At 75.1% G+C, this 19535-nt stretch carries 21 protein-coding genes; 7 read left to right on the forward strand and 14 right to left on the reverse strand.

The genetic code is table 11. The annotated features are described in order from the left end of the window. The 10 genes from VG869_11805 to VG869_11850 all read right to left on the reverse strand — a co-directional run. Window positions 1-275 (reverse strand): hypothetical protein (locus VG869_11805; GenBank protein HEV3451876.1); only part of this gene is annotated, 275 nt, incomplete at its 3' end. Beyond that, window positions 275-2041 (reverse strand): ABC transporter ATP-binding protein, encoded by a 1767-nt coding sequence (locus VG869_11810; protein ID HEV3451877.1) that lies wholly within the window; start codon window positions 2039-2041, stop codon window positions 275-277. The genes VG869_11810 and VG869_11805, both read right to left, overlap by 1 nt. Window positions 2042-2157: 116 nt before the next feature. After that, window positions 2158-2343, reverse strand: coding sequence for a hypothetical protein (locus tag VG869_11815; protein HEV3451878.1), 186 nt, complete (start codon window positions 2341-2343; stop codon window positions 2158-2160). Then, complete coding sequence (locus tag VG869_11820; GenBank protein ID HEV3451879.1) at window positions 2340-2846, reverse strand: flavin reductase family protein; 507 nt, start codon at window positions 2844-2846, stop codon at window positions 2340-2342. The genes VG869_11815 and VG869_11820 overlap by 4 nt, the downstream gene beginning before the upstream one ends. Before the next feature lie 2 nt (window positions 2847-2848). Beyond that, entirely contained in the window at window positions 2849-3742 is an 894-nt protein-coding gene (locus VG869_11825; protein HEV3451880.1) for an MBL fold metallo-hydrolase, read from the reverse strand. A gap of 86 nt (window positions 3743-3828) precedes the next feature. Continuing rightward, window positions 3829-4341, reverse strand: coding sequence for a hypothetical protein (locus tag VG869_11830; GenBank protein HEV3451881.1), 513 nt, complete (start codon window positions 4339-4341; stop codon window positions 3829-3831). Between the two features lie 21 nt (window positions 4342-4362). After that, entirely contained in the window at window positions 4363-4794 is a 432-nt protein-coding gene (locus VG869_11835) for an HIT family protein (protein HEV3451882.1), read from the reverse strand. Further along, a complete protein-coding gene (locus VG869_11840; protein ID HEV3451883.1) occupies window positions 4791-5303 on the reverse strand; it encodes a MaoC family dehydratase in 513 nt (170 codons plus the stop codon). Before VG869_11840 ends, VG869_11835 begins: the two co-directional genes overlap by 4 nt. A gap of 63 nt (window positions 5304-5366) precedes the next feature. After that, the gene (locus VG869_11845) at window positions 5367-6527 is read right to left on the reverse strand and encodes an acyl-CoA dehydrogenase family protein (protein ID HEV3451884.1); all 1161 of its coding nucleotides are present in this window, start codon (window positions 6525-6527) and stop codon (window positions 5367-5369) included. Next, a complete protein-coding gene (locus tag VG869_11850; protein ID HEV3451885.1) occupies window positions 6524-9157 on the reverse strand; it encodes an AAA family ATPase in 2634 nt (877 codons plus the stop codon). The genes VG869_11845 and VG869_11850 overlap by 4 nt, the downstream gene beginning before the upstream one ends. Window positions 9158-9371: 214 nt before the next feature. Between VG869_11850 and VG869_11855 the strand changes: the two genes are divergently transcribed. Together VG869_11855 and VG869_11860 are read left to right on the forward strand one after the other, a co-directional pair. After that, entirely contained in the window at window positions 9372-10409 is a 1038-nt protein-coding gene (locus VG869_11855; protein HEV3451886.1) for a GDSL-type esterase/lipase family protein, read from the forward strand. A gap of 11 nt (window positions 10410-10420) precedes the next feature. Further along, a complete protein-coding gene (locus VG869_11860; GenBank protein ID HEV3451887.1) occupies window positions 10421-12061 on the forward strand; it encodes an acyl-CoA dehydrogenase family protein in 1641 nt (546 codons plus the stop codon). On the opposite strand, the gene VG869_11865 is transcribed toward VG869_11860, so the two are convergent. Together VG869_11865 and VG869_11870 are read right to left on the reverse strand one after the other, a co-directional pair. Further along, complete coding sequence (locus tag VG869_11865) at window positions 12058-12516, reverse strand: hypothetical protein (protein ID HEV3451888.1); 459 nt, start codon at window positions 12514-12516, stop codon at window positions 12058-12060. The two genes, VG869_11860 and VG869_11865, sit on opposite strands and share 4 nt — an antisense overlap. Before the next feature lie 63 nt (window positions 12517-12579). Further along, window positions 12580-13524: a CoA ester lyase gene (locus VG869_11870; GenBank protein HEV3451889.1), complete on the reverse strand. Its 945-nt coding sequence runs from the start codon at window positions 13522-13524 to the stop codon at window positions 12580-12582. A 23-nt stretch (window positions 13525-13547) separates the two neighbouring features. Here VG869_11870 and VG869_11875 point away from each other — a divergent pair, with 23 nt between their 5' ends. Continuing rightward, window positions 13548-14378 carry an MBL fold metallo-hydrolase gene (locus tag VG869_11875; protein HEV3451890.1) on the forward strand — a complete coding sequence of 277 codons (831 nt, stop codon included), beginning with the start codon at window positions 13548-13550 and terminating at the stop codon, window positions 14376-14378. Window positions 14379-14412: 34 nt separating this feature from the next. Here the strand turns inward: VG869_11875 and VG869_11880 are convergent, their stop codons facing one another. Then, window positions 14413-15054: an alpha/beta fold hydrolase gene (locus VG869_11880; protein HEV3451891.1), complete on the reverse strand. Its 642-nt coding sequence runs from the start codon at window positions 15052-15054 to the stop codon at window positions 14413-14415. Window positions 15055-15124: 70 nt separating this feature from the next. On the opposite strand from VG869_11880, the gene VG869_11885 reads away from it, so the two are divergent. From VG869_11885 to selD, 3 genes are all read left to right on the forward strand, one after another. After that, window positions 15125-15613, forward strand: coding sequence for a hypothetical protein (locus tag VG869_11885; GenBank protein HEV3451892.1), 489 nt, complete (start codon window positions 15125-15127; stop codon window positions 15611-15613). 147 nt (window positions 15614-15760) lie between these two features. Continuing rightward, window positions 15761-16804 carry an NlpC/P60 family protein gene (locus tag VG869_11890; protein ID HEV3451893.1) on the forward strand — a complete coding sequence of 348 codons (1044 nt, stop codon included), beginning with the start codon at window positions 15761-15763 and terminating at the stop codon, window positions 16802-16804. 33 nt (window positions 16805-16837) lie between these two features. Continuing rightward, complete coding sequence (gene selD, locus VG869_11895) at window positions 16838-17905, forward strand: selenide, water dikinase SelD (protein HEV3451894.1); 1068 nt, start codon at window positions 16838-16840, stop codon at window positions 17903-17905. 19 nt (window positions 17906-17924) lie between these two features. Here selD and trxA read toward each other — a convergent pair whose 3' ends face one another. After that, the gene (trxA, locus tag VG869_11900) at window positions 17925-18929 is read right to left on the reverse strand and encodes a thioredoxin (protein ID HEV3451895.1); all 1005 of its coding nucleotides are present in this window, start codon (window positions 18927-18929) and stop codon (window positions 17925-17927) included. Window positions 18930-18967: 38 nt separating this feature from the next. Between trxA and VG869_11905 the strand changes: the two genes are divergently transcribed. Then, the gene (locus VG869_11905) at window positions 18968-19534 is read left to right on the forward strand and encodes a GNAT family N-acetyltransferase (GenBank protein HEV3451896.1); all 567 of its coding nucleotides are present in this window, start codon (window positions 18968-18970) and stop codon (window positions 19532-19534) included. Window position 19535 lies beyond the last annotated feature (1 nt).

Below are 19535 nucleotides of genomic sequence, written 5' to 3' on the forward strand. Positions count from 1 at the left end.
AGCCCGCCGATCGCGACCGCGAGGTAGAGGCCGGCCGCAAGGTCGAGCGCGCCTTCGTCCTTGCCCCGCAGGCCGGCGTCGATGCCGTGCTTGACGAGCGTCGGCCCGGCCAGCAGGCAGGCGGTCCACAGCATGATGAGCACGGTCGCGAACGCGATGCGCCGGTGGTATTTGTCGAGCAGCCGCCACAGGCGGCGCACCAGGTGCTTGGCGTCCTCGCGGGTGAGGAGCTCCTCGTCGCTGGCGAAGGCCTCGAGGCGGGCGTCGCTCGCCATCAGTCGGCTGCTCCCGCGACCGGCGCCGCCGCCCCCGCCTGCGCGAGCACGTGGCGGTAGCGGTCGGAGTTGACGAGCAGGTCGTCGTGGGTGCCCTCGGCGACGATGCGACCCTCGTCGAGGAGCACCACCCGGTCGGCGAGGGCGATCGTCGCGGCCCGGTGGGCGATGATCAGCGTGGTCCGGTCGCGCATGACCTCGCGCAGCGCGGCGCGGATCTCGTGCTCCTTCGTCGGGTCGACCGACGAGGTGGCGTCGTCGAGGATCAGCACCCGCGGGTCGGCCAGGACCGCTCGGGCGATGGCGACGCGTTGGCGCTGCCCGCCCGACAGGGAGTAGCCGTGCTCACCGATGAGCGTGTCGTAGCCGTCGGGGAGCCGCTCGACGAACTCGTCCGCGCCGGCGAGCCGGGCCGCCTCGCGCACGGCGTCCATCGAGGCGTCGGGCTCGGCGAAGGCGATGTTCTCGGCCACGCTGTCGGTGAACAGGAACGTGTCCTCGAACACGATCCCGATGGCGCGGCGGAGCTCGCGCAGTCGCAGCTGCCGGATGTCGACGCCGTCGAGGAGGATCCGCCCGGCGTCGACGTCGTAGAAGCGGGGCAGCAGCCGAGCCACGGTCGTCTTGCCGCTCGCGGTCGGGCCGACGACGGCGACGGCCTCACCCGGGTGGATGACGAGGTCGAGGCCGCTCAGGACCGGCGGGCCGGCGCCGTAGGCGAAGCGGACGCCCTCGAAGCGCACCTCGCCGCCGCCGGCGGGCAGCGGCGTCGGGTGGGGCGGGTCGGCGACGGCGGCGTCGGTGACGAGCAGCTCGTTGATGCGCCCCGCCGCGGCCGAGGAGCGGGCGGCCTGGGCGATGAGCATCCCCACCAGCCGCAGCGGCCAGAGCAGGTAGAGAATGTAGGCGTTGAAGGCGATGAGGGCGCCGATCTGCAGCTGGCCCTGCAGGACCAGGTGGCCCCCGTAGCCGAGGATGATCACGAGGGCGAGGGCGGGGAGGAAGTCGACGAGGGGCAGGAAGTTCGCCCGCAGCTTGGCGGCGGCGAGGGCCCGGTCGAGCACCTGGTCGGCCTCCACGCGCAGCTGCTCCTCCTGGCGGCGCTCGGTGCCGAAGCCCTTCACGACCCGGATCCCGGCGACGCTCTCCTCGACCACGCCCGAGTAGTCGCCCAGCTCCTGCTGCAGCTGGAGCGAGACGGGGTGGAGCCGGTGCGAGAACCGGGCCGCGGCCAGGCTGAGCAGGGGCAGGGCACCGAGGGCGAGCAGCGCCAGCGCCACGCTGTGGATGACCATCACGACGATCACGCCCGCGAACAGGAACGTCGTCGCGACGGTCAGCGGGATGAGGACGACGACGAGGTTGACCTGCTGGATGTCGCTGTTGGCGCGGGCCATGAGCTGGCCGGTCTGGGCCCGGTCGTGGAACGCGAAGTGCAGCTGCTGCAGGTGCGCGAAGAGACGCTCGCGCAGGTCGGTCTCGACCCGGTACGAGATCCGGAACGCGGTGTAGCGGCGGAGCGCGGTTCCGATCGCCTGCACCACGCCGATGACCGCGATGCTCAGCGAGTAGACGAGGATCTTGTGGCCGTCGTGGCCGAGGATGCCCTGGTCGACGGCGGCGGCGGCGAGGAGCGGCACCGCCAGCTTGGCCCCGGTCCACAGGCCGCCGGCGAGGATCCCGGCGACGAGCCAGCGCCGCTGGGTGTTGAGCGCCGAGCGCATGAGCCGCCACCCGGCTCGCCGCGACTCGTGCTCCTGGTCCAACCGTCAGCTCCTGGCGCCGCGACCGTGCCCGGCGCGCCGCCGCTCGGGCCGTTCCCGGAGGCTACCAGGGGCCCTCTCGAGCGCCCGGGGAGATCCGCGTCGCGCCGCGCGCGCCGTCAGCTCGGCTCGGCGCGCTCGCCGTACAGCTCCGCGAGCATCTCGACGAGCGCGTCGCGCTCGCGCGCGGGGTCGCCCACGAACGCTCCGGCGCGCAGGCCTCGGGCCCGCAGGTCGGCGACGAGGGCGCCCACACGAGGCGCGCTGCGCCCGAGGACGACCACGACCGGCTCGTCGTCGCTCACCGGGAGACCCGGACGTACTCGCCGCGGAAGAAGACGAGCGGGCCGGCGTGCTGGCTCACACCGAGGTCGAGGACTCGACCGACCACGATGATGTGGTCGCCGCCGTCGTACTCGGCCCAGAACTCGCAGTCGAGGTAGGCGAGGACGTCGTGGAGGACGGGCGAGCCCCCGACCCCGAGGTGCCAGTCGGTCTGCCCGAAGCGGTCGGCGCCCTTCGTGGCGAACAGCCGGCTCAGCTCCTCCTGGTGCTCGCCGAGAATGTTGACCGCGAAGCGCCGGGCCCGCTCGATCCGGGGCCAGGTGGTCGAGGTGCGGGCCACGCAGAACAGCACCAGCGGCGGGTCGAGCGACACCGACGTGAACGCGTTCGCGGCCACGCCCGCGGGCTCGCCGCCGTCCATCGCGGTGATGATCGTGACGCCGGTGGCGAACTGCCCGAGGACGGTTCGGAAGTCCTCGCCGCCGGGACGGAGGACGTCGTCCGCGGCGGCGTCCTCGACCATCGCTAGTGCGACGCGACGGGGAGCCGCATGCCCTCCCGGGCTGCGATCACCTCGAGCCCACCGCCCTTCGCCGCCAGGTCGCGCGCGGAGTCGAGCATCCGGTCGAGGTCGTCGTCGGTGTGCGTCGGGCAGTGATGGAAGAGCACGAGCAGGCGGGCTCCGGACTCCTGGGCGACCCGCACCGCGTAGTCGACGGTGCAGTGCCCGAAGTGCCGCTTCACCGCGAACTCCGGTGCGGTGTGCTGCGAGTCGTGGATGAGGACGTCGACGCCGTCGCAGAGCTCGAGCACGCCCTCGGGGACGTGGTCGTCCTGCGCCGGGCGGGTCGAGCAGCCCTGCCCGTGGTCGGAGATGTACGTGACCGCCGCGCCCTCGAGCTCGACCCGGTAGCCGAGGGTCGGGTCGGTGTGGCGGACCCACCGCGACCGGACCTTGGCGCCGTTCACCCCGAAGTCGTCCGACGCGGTGTCGTAGAACGTCACCCGGCCGCCCATGTCGGCCGGCGTGATGGGGAAGTACGGCGGGCGCATCACGTCGGCGAACACGGGCCCGAGCCCGCCCGGCTGCTGCGGCCCGTGCACGTCGAGCTCGGCGTCGGGCCGGAAGGCGGGAGTGAAGAACGGCAGGCCGATGATGTGGTCCCAGTGGAGGTGGGTGAGGAGCGCGGTGGCGAGGTACTGGTGGCTGCGGTTGGCCTCGAGCTCGGCGGCGGCCCGCGCCGTCACCGCCTCGCCGTACTCCCGGAGGCCGGTCCCGAGGTCGAAGATCAGGGGCCGGTGGCCCTCGGCCTCCAGGGACACGCAGGACGTGTTGCCCCCGTAGCGGGCGTAGCGGGCCCCGTCGCAGGGAGTCGAGCCCCGGACGCCCCAGAAGGTGACGGTGACACCCCCCGACATCGCCGTCGACCATACCCCGGTCGGCGCTCGAGCATGTCCGCCCAGCCCCGGCCGCAGGGGCGGGGAGTCGACGGTCGAGCGGCGCCTCAGGCGGTGTCGGGGCCCTCGGCGCGGACGGCCTCGACGTGGACGAGGGCGTCGCGGAGCTGGTCGATCCACTCGGCCTGGTGCTGACGCACCAGCCGCACGCACCAGGCCAGGGCCTCGGAGCGGCTCCGGGCCACGCCGGCGTCGACGAGGGTGTCGAGGACGCGACGCTCCCGCATGCGCAGCCGGGTCATGACCGGCACGCTGAGGTTCGTGAACGCGACCTCGTCCTCCCCGCAGCGGGCGGCCCACGCCACCTTGCGCCCGAACCGGGCCTCGGCCTCGTCGGCGATGCGCATGCGGGCCTGGCGGGTGTCCTCGCGGTGGCCCTCGATGCGGGCCCGGCGAGCGGCCCGGCGGGCGTCGTCGTCGGCGTCGGCGCCCACCTCGGGCTCGGGCAGCGAGCCCGTCACGACGATCTCGTCCCGGTCCGCCGTCACCTCGGGGGGGCCCGTGAACCAGCCCTCGGGGACTCGACCGGCGAACCACCCGGCCAGCTTGCCTTGCGTCATGACAATTACATTATTACATCGCTACCCGGACTGCAACCGGCGGCGGAGGGCGGCGGCGACCGCGGCCATCTCGGCCTCGCTCTCGTAGCGGCCGCGGGGCCAGAAGAAGCCCCGCAGCCCGTCCTTCGGCCGGCGGGGCACGACGTGGAAGTGGAGGTGGGGGACGCTCTGGCTCACGACGTTGTTGGCGGCGACGAAGGTGCCGACGGCCCCGACCGCGCCCGGCAGGGCGGCGGCGACGCGCTGGACGGCGCCGAAGTATGGGGCCAGCTGCGCCGCGGGCAGGTCGGTGAGGGTCGCGACGTGGTCGCGGGGCACCACGAGGGTGTGGCCGGGGAAGAGGGGCCGGTGATCGAGGAACGCCACCACGAGGGGCTCGTCGAGCACCACGTGGGCGTGGGCCTCGCCGGTGACGACGCGACAGAAGGCGCAGCTCGGGTCGTTCGGGCTCACCCGCCGGCGGGTGACTCGTACGGGCGACGCCGGGGCGGCGCGGCCTCCCGTCGGGGCACCAGCACCTTGCGGCGGAACGAGCAGACCTCCTCACCGCGCTGGTTGAAGCCGCGCGTCTCCACGGTGACGACCCCGCGGTCGGGCTTGCTCGCCGACTCCTTGACGTCGAGGACCCGGGTCTCGGCGTAGATCGTGTCGCCGTGGAAGGTGGGCCGCGCGTGCTTCAGCTCCTCGACCTCAAGGTTGGCGATGGCGGCGCCGCTGACGTCGGGGACGCTCATCCCGAGCACCAGCGAATAGACGAGGTTGCCGACGACCACGTTCTTGCCGAACTGCGTCTCGTGCTCCGCGTACCACGCGTCGAGGTGGAGCGGATGGTGGTTCATGGTGATGAGGCAGAAGAGGTGGTCGTCGTACTCGGTGATCGTCTTGCCGGGCCAGTGCTGGTAGACGTCGCCGACGACGAAGTCCTCGAGGTACCGCCCGAACGGCCGGTCGTGAACCGTCATGGGCGGAGCCTAAGCCGGGGCCCGGCGGGTCGGCTCCATCGAGGACCCGCTCGGCGCGGTCCGCTACTCGACCGCGTGGCGGCGGAGCAGGCCGCGGGCGATGACGAGCCGCTGGATCTCGTTCGTGCCCTCCCCGATGATCATGAGCGGGGCGTCGCGGTAGAAGCGCTCGATCGGGAGCTCGGTCGTGTAGCCGACCCCGCCGTGGATGCGCATCGACTCGGTCGCGATCTCGAGGGCGGCTTCGCTCGCGAACAGCTTCGCCATCCCCGCCTCGACGTCGCAGCGATCGCCGGCGTCGCGCCGGTCGGCGGCGCTGAGGGTCAGGAGCCGGGCGGCCTCGAGCTTCGTCGCCATGTCGGCGAGCTTCAGCTGGATGGCCTGGTGCTGGGCGATCGGCTGCCCGAAGGTCTGGCGCTGCTGGGCGTAGCGGATGGCGGCGTCGAAGGCGGCCCGGGCCACGCCGACGGCCCGGGCGGCGATGTTGATCCGGCCGACCTCGAGCCCGCCGAGGATGAAGTGGCGGCCGCGCCCGAGCCCGGCCTCGCCGCCGAGCACGGCATCGGCCGGCACCCGGTGACCGTCGTAGACCATTTCGACGGTCTCGAGGCCCTTGTAGCCGAGCTTGCCGATGGCGCGGCTCACGGTGATCCCGTCGGCGTGCCGGCCGGGCTCCTTCCCGACGAGGAAGCACGTGATTCCCTCGTCGGTGCGCGCCGCCAGCGCCACCAGCCCGGCCCGCTCTCCGTTCGTCACCCACGCCTTCGTGCCGGTGATGACGTACTCGTCGCCGTCGCGCGCGGCCCGGCACGACAGCGCCCCGGTGTCGCTGCCGGCGTCGGGCTCCGAGAGCGACAGCGCGCCGCGCACCTCGCCGCTCGCCAGGGCCGGGAGCCACCGGCGCTGCTGCTCCGGCGTGCCGTTGCCGCTGATGAGGTTCGCCACCATGACGTGGGTGTTCAGGATGCCGGACAGCGACATCCACCCGGCCGCCAGCTCCTCGACGATCCCGACGTAGGTGCGCAGGTCGAGGCCGAGCCCGCCGAACTCGGGCGCGACGGTGACGCCGAAGAGGCCGAGGTCGCGCATCGTCGCCACGAGACCGGCCGGGTACTCGTCGGCGTGCTCGAGCTCGGAGGCCACCGGCAGGACGTCGCGCTCGACGAACCGTCGCACGGTGGCGACGAGCTCGTCGCGCGTCGCCGGGTCGGTGGGCGCGGTCACCCGGGCTCGGTCCCGGACGCGAGGGCCTCGCGCAGCTCGCGGCGGCCGCCGACGCCGAGCTTCTCGTAGGCGCGCTGCAGGTGGTTCTCCACCGTGCGGGCGCTGAGCACCAGCTGCTCGGCGATCTCGCGGCTGGTGAGGTCCTGGGCCGCCAGCTCCGCGACCTCGCGCTCGCGCGGGGTCAGCCCGAAGCCGGGCAGGTCGGGCACGGCGATGAACGGCCGCGCCCCCTCACAGCCGGCGAGCAGCGCGGCCGCGTGGCGGGCGGAGGCCGCGGCCTTCCGACGCAGCGCGGCTCGGGCGTGCAGGGTGGCCGCCGCCGAGGCCGCCTCGGCGGCGAGCAGCGCCGCGCCGAGGGCCTCGAACCGGGCGGCAGCGGCGTCGAGCCCGTCACCGTCCTCGGCGACCAGCGCGCGGACGTGGTCACGCCGCGTCACCACGTACGCGCTGTCACTGGGGGACGCGACCCGCTCGAGCCCGTCCAGGGCCGACGCGGCGTCGCCGAGTCGGGCCAGGTCGTGGATGGCGCCGGCCGCGATCGTGCGGGCGCCGCCGCGCTCGGCCTGCGCCGCCGCCTCCTCCAGGATCTCGCGGGCGCGGGTGCGCTCGCCACGCTGCGCCGCGAGCCAGGCCCGCCCGCGGGCGATCTCGGGGTCGAAGACCCGTACCGGCGTCGGGGGCTCGGCGTCGATCTCGGCGAACGCGGCCTCGGCCCCGTCCAGGTCGCCGGCCAGCGCCCGCGCGCCCGCGAGAGCCCCGAAGCCCCACCGGGCCGACGGGTGCCGCAGCTCGCGGAACACCACGCCGCTCTCCTGACCCCACCGCGCCGCGCTGGCGGCCCGGCCCCGGTGGAGGTCGATGCGGGCGAGGATGGCCGCGAACCAGGCCTGGCCGTGGTGGGCGCCCACGTCGAGGGCGCCCTCGTAGCCGAGCTGGGCCAGCACGGCGGCGTCGGCCATCCGGCCGGCCTCGAGGAGGGCCTGGGCCTCGGCCACGAGGTAGACGCCGGGGGCGCCGAGCTGCACCCGCTCCCCGAGCCGCTCGCGCGCCTCGCGACCTCGACGGGCCAGCGCCGACGCCTCCTCGGTGCGGCCGGCGAGGGCCAGGGCGACGGCGCCGGGGATGGCTCCGTGGGCGTCGGCGAGGTCCGCGCCCTCGGCGAGCAGCGGCTCCAGCAGCTCGAGCGCCTCGTTGAGGCGACCCTCGAAGACGAGGCAGGTGCCGCGCAGCCCCACCAGCCCGTCCCGCAGCGACGGGTCGTCGAGGGCGAGCTCGGCCGCCTGGAGCACCCCCTCCGCCTCGTCGGCGCGCCCGAGGCCACGGAACAGGTTGTCGGCTCGGGCCATCGACAGCTCGGCGCGGCGGCCAGGGTCGATCGCCTCGCGCTCGCCGGCGGCCAGCACGGTCTCGGCCCGCTCGTGGTCGCCGAGCCCGTCGAGTCCCATCCCAAGGACCTGCGCCGCGTCGGCGCCGGCGCCGGCGGCGCGCGCGGCCTCGGCGAGCCGGACGGCCAGGCGGAGGTCCTGAGCCGCCAGGGCCTGACGGGCGGCGGCGCTCAGCAGGTCCGGCCGGCCGCCGCCGCCGGCGTCGACCCGCCACACCGCGATGCGCAGCACGTCCTCCCGGCGACGGGCGCCGCGCCCCTCGACCGCGACCGCGAGCCGACCGAGGAGCTCCTGGCGCCGTCGGCCGGGCAACCCGGCCCGCACCACCTCCGCGTACAGCGGGTGGGCCATGCGCACCTGCCGGCGCTGCCCCTCCGGCTGCACCTCGAGGAGCTCGCGGCGCTCGAGGTCGTCGACGCAGTCGACGCGGGCCAGCTCGAGGAGGTCGTCGAGCGACACCGGCTCGCCGACGGCGACGAGCTCGACCGCCTCGCGCTCGCCGTCCGACAGCCGCCCGAGTCGGAGCCCGACGACCTCGCCGAGACGCGTCGACGGCGACAGCTGGCCGCGGAGCCGCCACAGGCCGCCCACGTCCCGCAGCGCGCCCGCGTCCTGGGCCCCGATGACGAGCTCGCGCAGGAACAGGGCGTTGCCGCCGCTGGCCCGCCAGAGCGCCTGGGCGGTGCCGCCGTCGACGGGGCCGCCGAGGGCGACGGCGACGAGCTCGGCGGCGGCCGTTCCGTCCAGCTCGGCGACGTCGATGCGCTCCAGCAGCTCGTCCTTCCAGAGCGCGGTGACGGCGGCGGGCGGCTCGGGTCCGGCCCGGACGGTGACGACGAGGAAGACGGGCGGGGAGCCGGCGAGCAGGTGCAGCAGCGCCGCCGACCCGTCGTCGAGCTCGTGGGCGTCGTCGACGACGAGGAGCAGCCGCCCCTCGCCGGCGCGGGCCAGGATCGCGTGCGCGGCCTGGCGGAGGGCGTCGGCCTCGCCCTGCGCGCTCCGGAACGCGCGCGGGAGCTGCGGCGCGAACGCCCCGTAGGGGATCGACGCCACGGCCTGGTTGGCGCGCACCACGCCGGTCGACCAGCGCCGCGCCTCGGCCAGCTCGAGGCACTCGGTGGCGAGCCGCGTCTTGCCCACCCCCGCGGGGCCGGAGAGCAGCACCCCGCCGCCGCCGGCGTCCATCGCCGCCGCCACCGCGGCGAGCTCGGCGGTGCGCCCCACCAGGGGCCAGCTGGTCGGCATGGCGGGGTCAGTGTCGCACCGCGGCCCGGGCCCCCCGCGCACGCCGTGGCCGGCCGGAGCGGCGCCGCTACCTTGAGCGTCGCACCCCCGTCGAGGCGGCCAGAGCCGTGACGCACCTGAGCACCCGCAGCCGGCGCCCGCTGGGCCCCGCCCGTCCCCGCCGCGGCCCCGGGGCCGCCCTCGTCGCGGTCGACGGCGCCGGCTCCGGCTGACCGTGCCGGCCCGCAGAGCGAAGCGCCGAGGGACCCTGCGGCTCGTCGGCACCGGCGTGCTCGCCGCCGGGCTCGCGGTCGTCGTCGGGTTCTGGGCCACCGACACCTGGCGCGTCGGCGGGGCCGAACCCCCGACGCTGGCCGGCCGGGCGGTGCAGGTCCCGGTGCACTCGGTGGCGGGGCCACCGTGCCGGTCGCCGCTGACGCCGGACGCGCCGCTGCGGCTCTGGATCGGCGGCGACTCGCTCGCCGGCTCGCTCGGCCCCGCGCTCGGCACGATGGCCGGCAACACCGGCGTCGTGCAGGGGACGTTCGACTCGCGGGTCTCGACCGGGCTCTCGAGCCCCGAGCTCCTGAACTGGCCGCAGCACGCGTCGCAGCAGCTCCCCCACCTCGACCCCGAGGCGACGGTGTTCATCATCGGCGCGAACGACTGGATGGTCCCGCAGGCCCAGCCGACGGACGCCCGCGGTCAGCCGGTGTGGGAGGCCCGCTACGCGCTGCTGGTGGCGCAGATGCTCGACGTGCTGAGCGCGAACAACCGCCCCGTGTACTGGGTGGGCGCGCCGACGATGCGTGACCCCCGGCAGGACGCGGGCGTCCGCCAGGTCAACGAGGTCGCGCGCAGCGTCGTGCAAGCGCGCCCGAACGCCACGTTCGTGGACGCCTACACGCTGTTCGGGGACGGCCAGGGCCGCTACAGCGCCACGCTGCCCGGCCCCACCGGCAAGATCGAGCTCGTGCGCGCCGACGACGGCGTGCACCTGACCGACGCCGGGGCGGCTCGCCTCGCCCGCGTCCTGTTCGCGGCCCTCGACACGCGGTGCCGGCTGACCGGCCAGGCCGTGCCCGACGCCCCGAAGCAAGTCATCGAGGTGCCGGGCGCGACCCAGGCGCCCGTCGGACGGGGGACGAGCCCGGCCCCGACCCGCCCGACGCCCACGACGCCGCCGGCTACTTCGCCGCCGACGACGACGCAGTCGAGACCGCCGGCGTCCACCAGCCCACCGACGTCGGGCGCAACCCCACCCCGTCAGTAGGCTCCGAGCGCATGTCCGAGGCGCTGTCGGCCGCCGCCGCCGCGGTCGACGACGCGGCCGCCATCGTCGACGCCGCCTGCCAGCGGCTCGCGCACGACGCCGGCGGCGAGCGGGGACGGGTGAGCGGGGCCGCGCTCGACCCGTATCAGGTCCTCGCCTACGACCTGGCGCACGCCGCCAGCGCGGTCGCGGCCGCCCGCGTCATGCTCGACTACGGGACCGCGGGCGAGTACGAGGGGCTCCTGGCCCGCCTCTTCATCGCCGACGCGATCGCGGACCTCGCCGCCCGCCTCGTCGGCCGGGAGGCGCTGTGGGGCGTCGAAGCGGACCTGTCGGCCGCGCTCCCGTTCCTCGAGGCCCACCGCTCCCCCGTCTTCGTCGACGCCGTCGCCGCGCACCTCGAGCGGGCGGGCACCGGCCCGGCGCGCCTCGGCGACGAGTTCGACCTCGTGCGTGACACGTTCCACCGCTTCGCCGCCGAGCGCATCCGGCCCGTCGCCGAGCGTGTCCACCGCCAGAACACCGACATCCCCGAGGACGTCATCACCGGGCTGGCCGAGCTCGGCGGGTTCGGCCTGTCGGTCCCCGAGGCCTACGGCGGGTTCGCGGTCGGCGGCGAGCACGACTACCTCGGCATGGTCGTCGCCACCGAGGAGCTGTCCTGGGGATCGCTCGGGGTCGGCGGGTCGCTCATCACCCGACCCGAGATCCTCACCCGGGCGCTCGTGCGCGGCGGCACCGAGGAGCAGAAGCAGCGGTGGCTCCCGCGCATCGCCAGCGGCGAGCTCATGGTCGGGGTGATGGTGACCGAGCCCGACTTCGGCTCCGACGTCGCGCACCTGGCCGTGACCGCCACGCCGGTCGACGGCGGGTACCGGGTCAACGGGGTGAAGACGTGGGCCACGTTCGCCGGGCGCGCCGAGCTGCTGATGCTGCTGGCCCGGACCGACCCCGACCGGGCTGCCGGCCACCGGGGTCTCTCGCTCTTCGTCGTCGACAAGCCCCGCGCCCCCGGTCACGCGTTCAGCTTCACCGGACCCGACGGGCAGGGGCGCATGGAGGGCCGGGCCATCGACACCCTCGGGTATCGGGGGATGCACTCCTTCGAGGTCGCCTTCGACGACTGGTTCGTGCCCGCCGACAACCTGGTCGGCGGCCCCGCGGGCCTGAACCACGGCTTCTACCTGCAGATGGAGGGCTTCGAGAACGGCCGGCTCCAGACCGCGGCGCGGGCGGTCGGGCTCATGGAGGCGGCATTCCAGGCCGGGCTGGCGTACGCGCAGGAGCGGCGCGTGTTCGGCGAGCCCGTGTTCGACTACCAGCTCAGCCGAGCCAAGCTCGCCCGCATGGCCGCGCTCATCCAGGCCGGTCGCCAGTTCTCGTACGCCGTGGCCCGGCGCATGGGCCGCGGCGAGGGGTCGCTCGAGGCGTCGATGGTGAAGGCGTACGTCTGCCGGGCCGCCGAGTGGGTGACCCGGGAGGCCATGCAGCTGCACGGCGGCATGGGCTACGCCGAGGAGTTCCCGGTGTCCCGCTACTTCGTCGACGCCCGGGTGCTGTCGATCTTCGAGGGGGCCGACGAGACGCTGTGCCTGCGGGTGATCGCCCCCCGCCTCGCCGAGCAGGCGCTCGCGGGCGCGCGCTCGGCCTAGCCGGGGCCGAGCTGCCGGAGCTCGGCGCGCGCCTCGAGGTGCTGGTCGAGGCGCTCGTTGATGTGCCGGAGCGAGGCCTCGACCCCGCCCGTCGCGGGCGCCGCGGCCTCGAGGGCGGTCCGGCCGATGCGCCCGCCGGTGCGCTCGAGGTCGGCGATGCGGTAGCGGAGGTCGTGCAGGGCCCGGTGCCGCACGCCCATCGGCAGCTGCGAGGCCTGCAGGAGCTGCGCGTCGATCGCCCGCGCCGCCTCGTCGAGCTCGTCACAGAGCCGGTCGTAGTGCTGGGTGGGCACCCCGCACCGCTGGGCGTCAGCGACGGTGCGGCGGGCCCCGGCGAGGGAGCGGTGCATCCGCCGGTGGAGGTCGGCGGCGACGCTCTGGGACGTCTCCCACCAGCGCGGCACCCCGCCGTCGCGCCGGCGCCGTGACCGCCGTGCGAGCCGAGAGAACGCCATCGCCACTCCGAGACCGACCGTCGCGGCCACGGTATCGCGGCGCCGAGCCGGCGGCGCCGCCCGTCACCCGTCGGGGTGGTGGCGCATCCCGGCCCGCTCGCCCCGAGCCACGAACTTCGTGGCCATCTTGCGGCTGGCCTCGTCGATCATCTCGTCGCCGAACATCACCGCACCGCGGCGGTCGCCGGCGGTGGTTGTCGCGGCCCGGTAGGCCTCGAGGATGTCCCCCGCCCGGTCGAACTGCTCCTGGGTGGGCGTGTACACCTCGTTGATGACCTTCACCTGGTCGGGGTGCAGCGCCCACTTCCCGTCGTACCCGAGGATCCGGGTGCGGTTCGAGTAGTCGCGCAGGCCGTCGAGGTCGCGGATCTTCAGGTACGGGCCGTCGATGACCTGCAGCCCGTTGGCCCGCCCCGCCATGAGGATCTTCGAGAACACGTAGTGGAAGTGGTCCCCGGGGTACTCCGGGATCTGCACCCCGCCGGTCAGCACCGGCATCTCGGTGGACGCGGCGAAGTCGGCGGGCCCGAACACGATGGTCTCGAGGCGGGTCGACGCGCCGCAGATCTCCTCGACGTTGATGAGGCCCCGGGCCGTCTCGATCTGGGGCTCGATCCCGACCCAGCCCTTGCGGCCGGTCGTCTCCTCGATCTGGGTGAGCAGCAGGTCGAGGGCGCGGATCTCCGCCGCCGACTGGACCTTCGGCAGCATCACCTCGTCGAGGCGCTCCGACGCGTTCTCGACCACGTGCACGACGTCGCGGTAGGTCCACCGGGTGTCCCAGGCGTTGACCCGAACACAGAGGACCACGTCGCCCCAGTCCTGCTCGTTGATGGCCTTCACGACGTTGTCGCGCGCCGCCTCCTTCTCCAAGGGCGCGACCGAGTCCTCGAGGTCGAGGAAGACCATGTCGGCGCCGAGCCCCGGCGCCTTCGCGAGCATCTTCGGGCTCGAGCCGGGCACCGAGAGGCACGAGCGGCGGGGCAGGGTTCGAGAGCGCTCGGACATGCGCAAACGGTACCCTCGCCGGCGTGGCGACAGCCGGCCCGACGCTGACGCTGCGCGAGCTCGCCGACGGCGTGTACGCGTGGGTGCAGCCCGGCGGTGAGACCGGTGTGAGCAACGCCGGCGTCGTCGTCGAGGACGACGGGGTCACCGTCATCGACACGCTGATGGTGCGCTCGCAGTGGGAGCCGTTCGCCGCCGCGGTGCGGGCGTTGGGCCGCCCGGTGCGCCGGGTCGTGCTCACGCACGCGCACATCGACCACGTCGGTGGGACGAGGGCCTTCCCCCACGCGGCCGTGTACGCCACCCCGGGGACGAGCGCGCTCTTGGACCAGGCCATGCCGGTCGAGGCCTACAAGGCGTTCATGCCCGCCTTCGACGAGGAGTTCGACGACCTGGCCGAGACCGGGACCCGACCGGTCACCCACGAGGTCGACGGGGCCGCCAACCTCACGGCCCGGGTCGAGCTGCTCCCGGCGTCGGGGCACACGCCGTCCGACCTCTTGGTGCTCGTCGCCGACGCCGACGTGTGCTTCACCGGGGACCTCTGCTTCTTCGGCGTGACGCCGCTCGCCTTCCAGGGCGACCCCGCGGGCTGGGCCGACGTGCTCGACGCCGTGATCGAGCTCGCCGACATCCTCGTGCCGGGCCACGGCCCGGTCGGCGGCGAGGCCGAGGCCCGGGCCCTCCAGGCCTACCTCCGCCACTGCGTCGCGGGGTCCATCCCGCCGGGCCCGTGGGACGGCTGGGCCGAGCGGGCCGAGCGCGACCCGATCAACGTGGAGCGCGCGGCGCTGCTCGCGGCCGGGCGCGACGAGGTGCCGCCGTCGATGCTGCGCGCCACCGGGCAGGCCTGAGCCCCGGGGCCCGCGCCGCCCGGCCCGGGCCGGCTCAGCGCACGTGGGCGCGGAGGAACTCGATCGTGCGTCGCCACGCCGGGTCGGGGTGATCGGGGTCGGGGTCGGTGAAGAACTCGACCGCCGGGCCGAGCGCCCGCAGCTGCTCCTCGAGGGCGTGGACCGCCGCCGCGGCGCGCTCGTCGTCGCCGGCGGCGTGGCCCTGCACCGGCGCGGCCAGCCTCGAGTAGTCGGGCTGGGCCGCCGGCCAGGGGAGGAGCCCGTCGGACAGCACCACGGCCGCGACCGCGTCGGGGCGGAGGGTGGCCAGCCAGAGGGCCAGGCCGCCGCCCATGCCGGAGCCGACGACGCCCACCCGCCGGGAGGTGACGGCGTCGCTCGCGACGAGGTCGTCGACGGCACCCGCCATGTCCTTCGCGGCGCGCTCGACGTTCAGGGCCATGATCAGCGCGCGGGCCTCGTCGGGCTCGGTGGTCGTGGCGCCGCGGTACAGGTCGGGGACCAGCGCCGTGAACCCCTCGTCGGCGAAGCGGTCGGCGACGGCTCGGATCTGGTCGTCCAGGCCCCACCACGCCTGGATCACGACCACCCCGGGCCCCGAGCCGGCGTCGGGGACGGCCCGGTAGCCGGCGCGGCGCGGTCCGTCGCTCGGGACGCTGACGTCGGACCCGGGCATCGCCGCAATCCCCTCGCCGGCGTGGTCGCCCCCGCGCGCAGACGCTACCTTCCTGCCCGGCAGGAGGACCGTGGCGAAGAACCCTGACCCCACGTTGAAGCTCTCGACCAGCCGCGGGGTCACCCGGACGGTCGACGACTGGACCACGATGTTCCACCTCTGCCTGGTGGTGCTGCCCGGGCGGCCGGAGGGCGCGGCGTGGGTCCCGGTGGCGGAGCGGATCTTCGCCACCCTCGGCGACGCCGACTGTCGCTGCGCCTTCGTCGTGACCGGGGGGGAGCTGGTCGCCCGGCGGCTCCTCGGCGAGGTCGAGGGGCGCGTGATGACCTTCGTCGACCCCGAGTCGGCCTTCGTGCGCAGCCTGGGGCTCGAGCGGCTCCCGGCGTTCGTGCACCTGCGCCAGGACACCGCGCTCGTCACCGCCGCCGAGGGCTGGGACCCGCGCGAGTGGCAGCGCGTGGCCCGCGCCGTCGGCGAGGCGATGGCCTGGACCGTCCCCGAGGTGGCCGGCCCCGGCGACCCCCGCCCGACCCCCGGCTGGCCAATTTCGGGCCTCTGACCTGCGACGACGCGGCCCAGTTCCTACGATCCTGGCCTTGGCGGGTGGGGTTGTCTAGGGTGCTGCGAAGCCCGGACGTCATCGTTCACGGATGACGGACGGGCCTCGTTGCAAAGCCGCTGCCCCCGAGCGAGCGAGCCGCCCCGAATGACCCGCCTGCACCGACGCCAGCGTGCTTTGCTCCTGGCTCTCGTCATCGGTGCGGCGGCGGCGTCGACGTTCACGGTCGGCGGGGCCGGGGCGACGCCGCTCAGCGACCAGCAGGCGCAGGCGGCCGCGCTCGAGGCGCAGATCAACGCCAACGCGGTGAAGCTCGACGCGCTGAACGAGCAGGTGAGGGCGGCCCAGTACCAGCTCGACCAGGCCAACGCGACGATCGCCGACGCCACGACGCGCATCGCGGCGGCGAAGGCCCAGGCCGACCGGCTGCAGGCGATGGTCGAGCAGCGGGCCGTCGCCATCTACCAGCGCGCCGCCAACGGCGCCGACTCGGGCCTCTTCAACGTCGACCCGACCGAGCTGGCGAGCAGCCAGAAGTACACCGCCGCCGCCAGCGGCCAGGACAACACCCTCGTCGACCAGCTGAAGGAGGCCCGGACCATCCTCGGCTCCCGCGAGCGGGACGCCGAGCACGCCAAGGCCGCGGCCGAGAGCCAGAAGGCGCAGGTGCAGGCCGCCGAGTCCAGCTTCCAGGCCACGAACAGCCAGTACCAGGGCCTGCTCAGCCAGGTGAAGGGCACCATCGCCACCCTGGTGGCCCAGGACCAGGCCGCCCGGGTGGCCCAGCAGGCTCCGCACGGCGGCGGCGGCAACGGCGGCGGCGGCCCGGCCTTCGACCCGAGCAAGGTCCCGCCGGCCAGCGGCCGGGGCGGCGTGGCGGTGTCGTTCGCGGCGCAGCAGCTCGGCAAGCCGTACTGCTACGCCGGCGCCGGGCCCTCCTGCTACGACTGCTCGGGGCTCACGATGGCGGCCTGGGGCGCCGCCGGCGTGGGCCTGCCCCACAACTCCGAGGCCCAGGCCGGCATGCTCCCCCACGTGCCGCTCGGCGCCATGGCCGCCGGCGACATCGCGTACACGTCGGGCCACGTCGGCATCTACGTCGGCGGCGGGGCGGTCATCCACGCGCCGCACACCGGCGACGTGGTCCGCTACATCGACGCCGGCTACTTCGCGTACGGGCTGCGCCCCTGATCGCGGAGCCGGTCACGCCCGTACCATCGGGGCGTGACCGCGCTCGACCAGCCCCGGCTCACCTCCTTCTCGCACGGCGCCGGCTGCGCGTGCAAGCTGTCGCCGGCCGACCTCCGGGCCGTGCTCGGGCTCGTGCGCCGCACCGGCGCGGCCACCGACCCGGACCTCCTCGTCGGCTACGACACCGCTGACGACGCCGCCGTCTACCGCCTCCGCGACGACCTGGCCCTCGTCCTCACCACCGACTTCTTCACCCCCATCGTCGACGACCCCTACGACTGGGGGCGGATCGCGGCGGCGAACGCCCTCTCCGACGTCTACGCGATGGGCGGCACCCCGCTCCTGGCGCTGAACCTGGTCGCCTGGCCGCGCGAGGGCCTGCCGTTCGAGCTGCTGGCGCGGGTCCTGGACGGCGGCGCCGACGTGGTCGCCGCCGCCGGCGCGCTCGTGGGCGGCGGCCACTCGATCGACGACGCCGAGCCGAAGTTCGGCCTGGCCGTGGTCGGCACCGTCCACCCCGAGCGGGTGCTCACGAACGCCGGCGCCCGGGCCGGGGACGCGGTCGTGCTCACGAAGCCGATCGGGCTCGGCGTCGTGTCCACCGCGGTGAAGCGCGGGGCCGCCCCCGGCCCCCTCGTCGAGACCGCGACCGTGGTCATGACGAGGTTGAACGCCGACGCCCGCGACGCCGCCGCGGCGCTGGGCCCGGCGGTGCACGCCGCCACCGACGTAACCGGCTTCGGGCTGCTCGGGCACCTCCGCGAGCTGCTCGCGGCGTCGGGCCTCGCCGGCGAGGTCGACGCCGGCGCGGTGCCGGTGCTCGACGGGGTTCGGCCCCTCCTCGCCGCCGGCATGGTGGCCGGCGGCACCCAGCGCAACCACGCCTTCGTCACCGAGACCGCGCCGGTCGACTGGGGCCGCCTCCTGCTCGACGAGCAGCTGCTGCTCGCAGACGCCCAGACCTCAGGCGGGCTGCTGGTCGCGGTCGCCGCCGACCGGGCCGGCGACCTCGTGGCCGAGCTCGAGCGTCGGGGCGCGCTGGCCGCCGCCGTCGTCGCCGGCGCGGTCGAGGGCCCGCCGGGCGCGATCCGGGTGGCCTGAGGCCCCAGACCGGGCCGGCTCAGGGGATGACGAGCATGCCGAGCTCGGCCTCGAGCTGGGGTCGGGGCTTGGCTCCGAGCGCGGCCCGCTCGAGGCGCCCGTTGCGGAACAGCCCGATCATCGGGATGCTCTGCACCTCGTACTGGCGGGCGATGGCCGGCTCCTCGTCGATGTTGACCTTCACCACCTTGTAGGAGCCCTCGCGCATCGCCGCGATCTGCTCCACGATCGGCGACACGGCCCGGCAGGGCTGGCACCACGGCGCCCAGAAGTCGACGATCACCGGCAGCTCGGCGCGCAGCACCTCGGCCTCCCACGCCGACGTCGTCACCGGCCGCACCAGCGGCTCCGGCGGCGCCTCGGGCATCGACTCGCTCGGGCGCTCGCCGGCGACGACGGCGTCGAGCCAGGCCTTGGCCGCTTGCACGCTCTCGAGCGCGACGGCGTGGCCCATCGGGTACTCGCCGTAGACGACGGGCACGCCGTGGTCCATGAGGGTGGTTGCGAGGGCGCGCCCGCGCTCGACGGGGATCAGCGGGTCCTCGGTGCCGTGCTGGACCAGCACGGGGATGGAGCGGGCCGCGTCCCAGTCGTACTCGAGGCCCTCCATCTCCGGGAGGTAGCCGCTGAGCGCGAGCACGCCGGCTGGATGCGGTCGGTCGCTGCGACGAAGCCCGAGCGCGACGGCGAGGCCGCCACCCTGGGAGAAGCCACCGACGATCGCCTCGGCGCGCGGCTTGTCGTGCTGCTCGCACACCTCGTCCAGGAGGTCATCGAGGGCCGAGAGGGAGTCGAGGAACGTCACGTCCGTCGTCGGCGCGTCGGTCATGGCGGCGAGGTCGTACCAGGCGAAGCCCGGCGGGGCCGCCACCGGCCCGCGCGGGAGGACGGTGAGGAAGCGCCCCTCGGGGTCGAGGTAAGGGAGGAGCCCGCCGAGGTCGCGCTCGTCCGCGCCGTAGCCGTGCACGAGCAGCAGCACGCGCGCCGCGCTCGGCGGCCCCACCACGTTGTGGACCAGGCTCATCGTCGGCTCCGAATTCGGCGGCCCGTGCAGGGTCGATGATGGCACGCTCGACCATGGACCTGACCATCCCCGACCTGCACGACGACCGCATCGCGCTCCGGCCGCCGGCGCCGAGCGACGTCGGGGCGATCACCGCCGCGGTCCAGGATCCGGACATCCCGCGGTTCACGATGGTGCCCGCCCCCTACACGGCCGCCGACGCGGTGACCTTCGTGGGTCGGACCATGTCGTCGTGGCGGTCGGGACGCGACGCCAGCTTCGTGATCGTCGACCGGGGCACGGGCGCCCTCCTCGGCGCCATCGGGCTCCACGAGATCGACGACGCCGCCGGCAGCGCCCAGGTCGGCTACTGGGTCGACGCCGCCGCCCGTCGGCGCGGGGTGGCGAGCCGGGCGCTGCGCCTCGTGACGGGCTGGGCCCTCGACGAGCTCGGCCTGCGCCGCGTCGTGGCGCTCGTGTTCACGGACAACCCCCGGTCGCGGCGGGTGGTGGAGCGGGTCGGGTTCGTGCTCGAGGCCGGCCCCCCGACCGAGCTCGGCCACCGGCTGGGCCCCCGCTCGGCGTTCGTGTACGCGCTCACGGGCGGGGACGGCGCGCCCCGGTGAC

It is taken from the genome of Acidimicrobiia bacterium (assembly GCA_035948415.1).
Taxonomy (GTDB): domain Bacteria; phylum Actinomycetota; class Acidimicrobiia; order IMCC26256; family PALSA-555; genus PALSA-555.

Excerpts from the sequence above, each read along its gene's own strand:
- VG869_11820 (HEV3451879.1), bottom strand. The coding sequence starts at position 2,846 with ATGGTCGAGGACGCCGCCGCGGACGACGTCCTCCGTCCCGGCGGCGAG.
- VG869_11825 (HEV3451880.1), bottom strand. The coding sequence starts at position 3,742 with ATGTCGGGGGGTGTCACCGTCACCTTCTGGGGCGTCCGGGGCTCGACT.
- VG869_11830 (HEV3451881.1), bottom strand. The coding sequence starts at position 4,341 with ATGACGCAAGGCAAGCTGGCCGGGTGGTTCGCCGGTCGAGTCCCCGAG.
- VG869_11840 (HEV3451883.1), bottom strand. The coding sequence starts at position 5,303 with ATGACGGTTCACGACCGGCCGTTCGGGCGGTACCTCGAGGACTTCGTC.
- VG869_11850 (HEV3451885.1), bottom strand. The coding sequence starts at position 9,157 with ATGCCGACCAGCTGGCCCCTGGTGGGGCGCACCGCCGAGCTCGCCGCG.
- VG869_11860 (HEV3451887.1), top strand. The coding sequence starts at position 10,421 with ATGTCCGAGGCGCTGTCGGCCGCCGCCGCCGCGGTCGACGACGCGGCC.
- VG869_11865 (HEV3451888.1), bottom strand. The coding sequence starts at position 12,516 with ATGGCGTTCTCTCGGCTCGCACGGCGGTCACGGCGCCGGCGCGACGGC.
- VG869_11870 (HEV3451889.1), bottom strand. The coding sequence starts at position 13,524 with ATGTCCGAGCGCTCTCGAACCCTGCCCCGCCGCTCGTGCCTCTCGGTG.
- VG869_11880 (HEV3451891.1), bottom strand. The coding sequence starts at position 15,054 with ATGCCCGGGTCCGACGTCAGCGTCCCGAGCGACGGACCGCGCCGCGCC.
- VG869_11890 (HEV3451893.1), top strand. The coding sequence starts at position 15,761 with ATGACCCGCCTGCACCGACGCCAGCGTGCTTTGCTCCTGGCTCTCGTC.
- trxA (HEV3451895.1), bottom strand. The coding sequence starts at position 18,929 with ATGAGCCTGGTCCACAACGTGGTGGGGCCGCCGAGCGCGGCGCGCGTG.
- VG869_11905 (HEV3451896.1), top strand. The coding sequence starts at position 18,968 with ATGGCACGCTCGACCATGGACCTGACCATCCCCGACCTGCACGACGAC.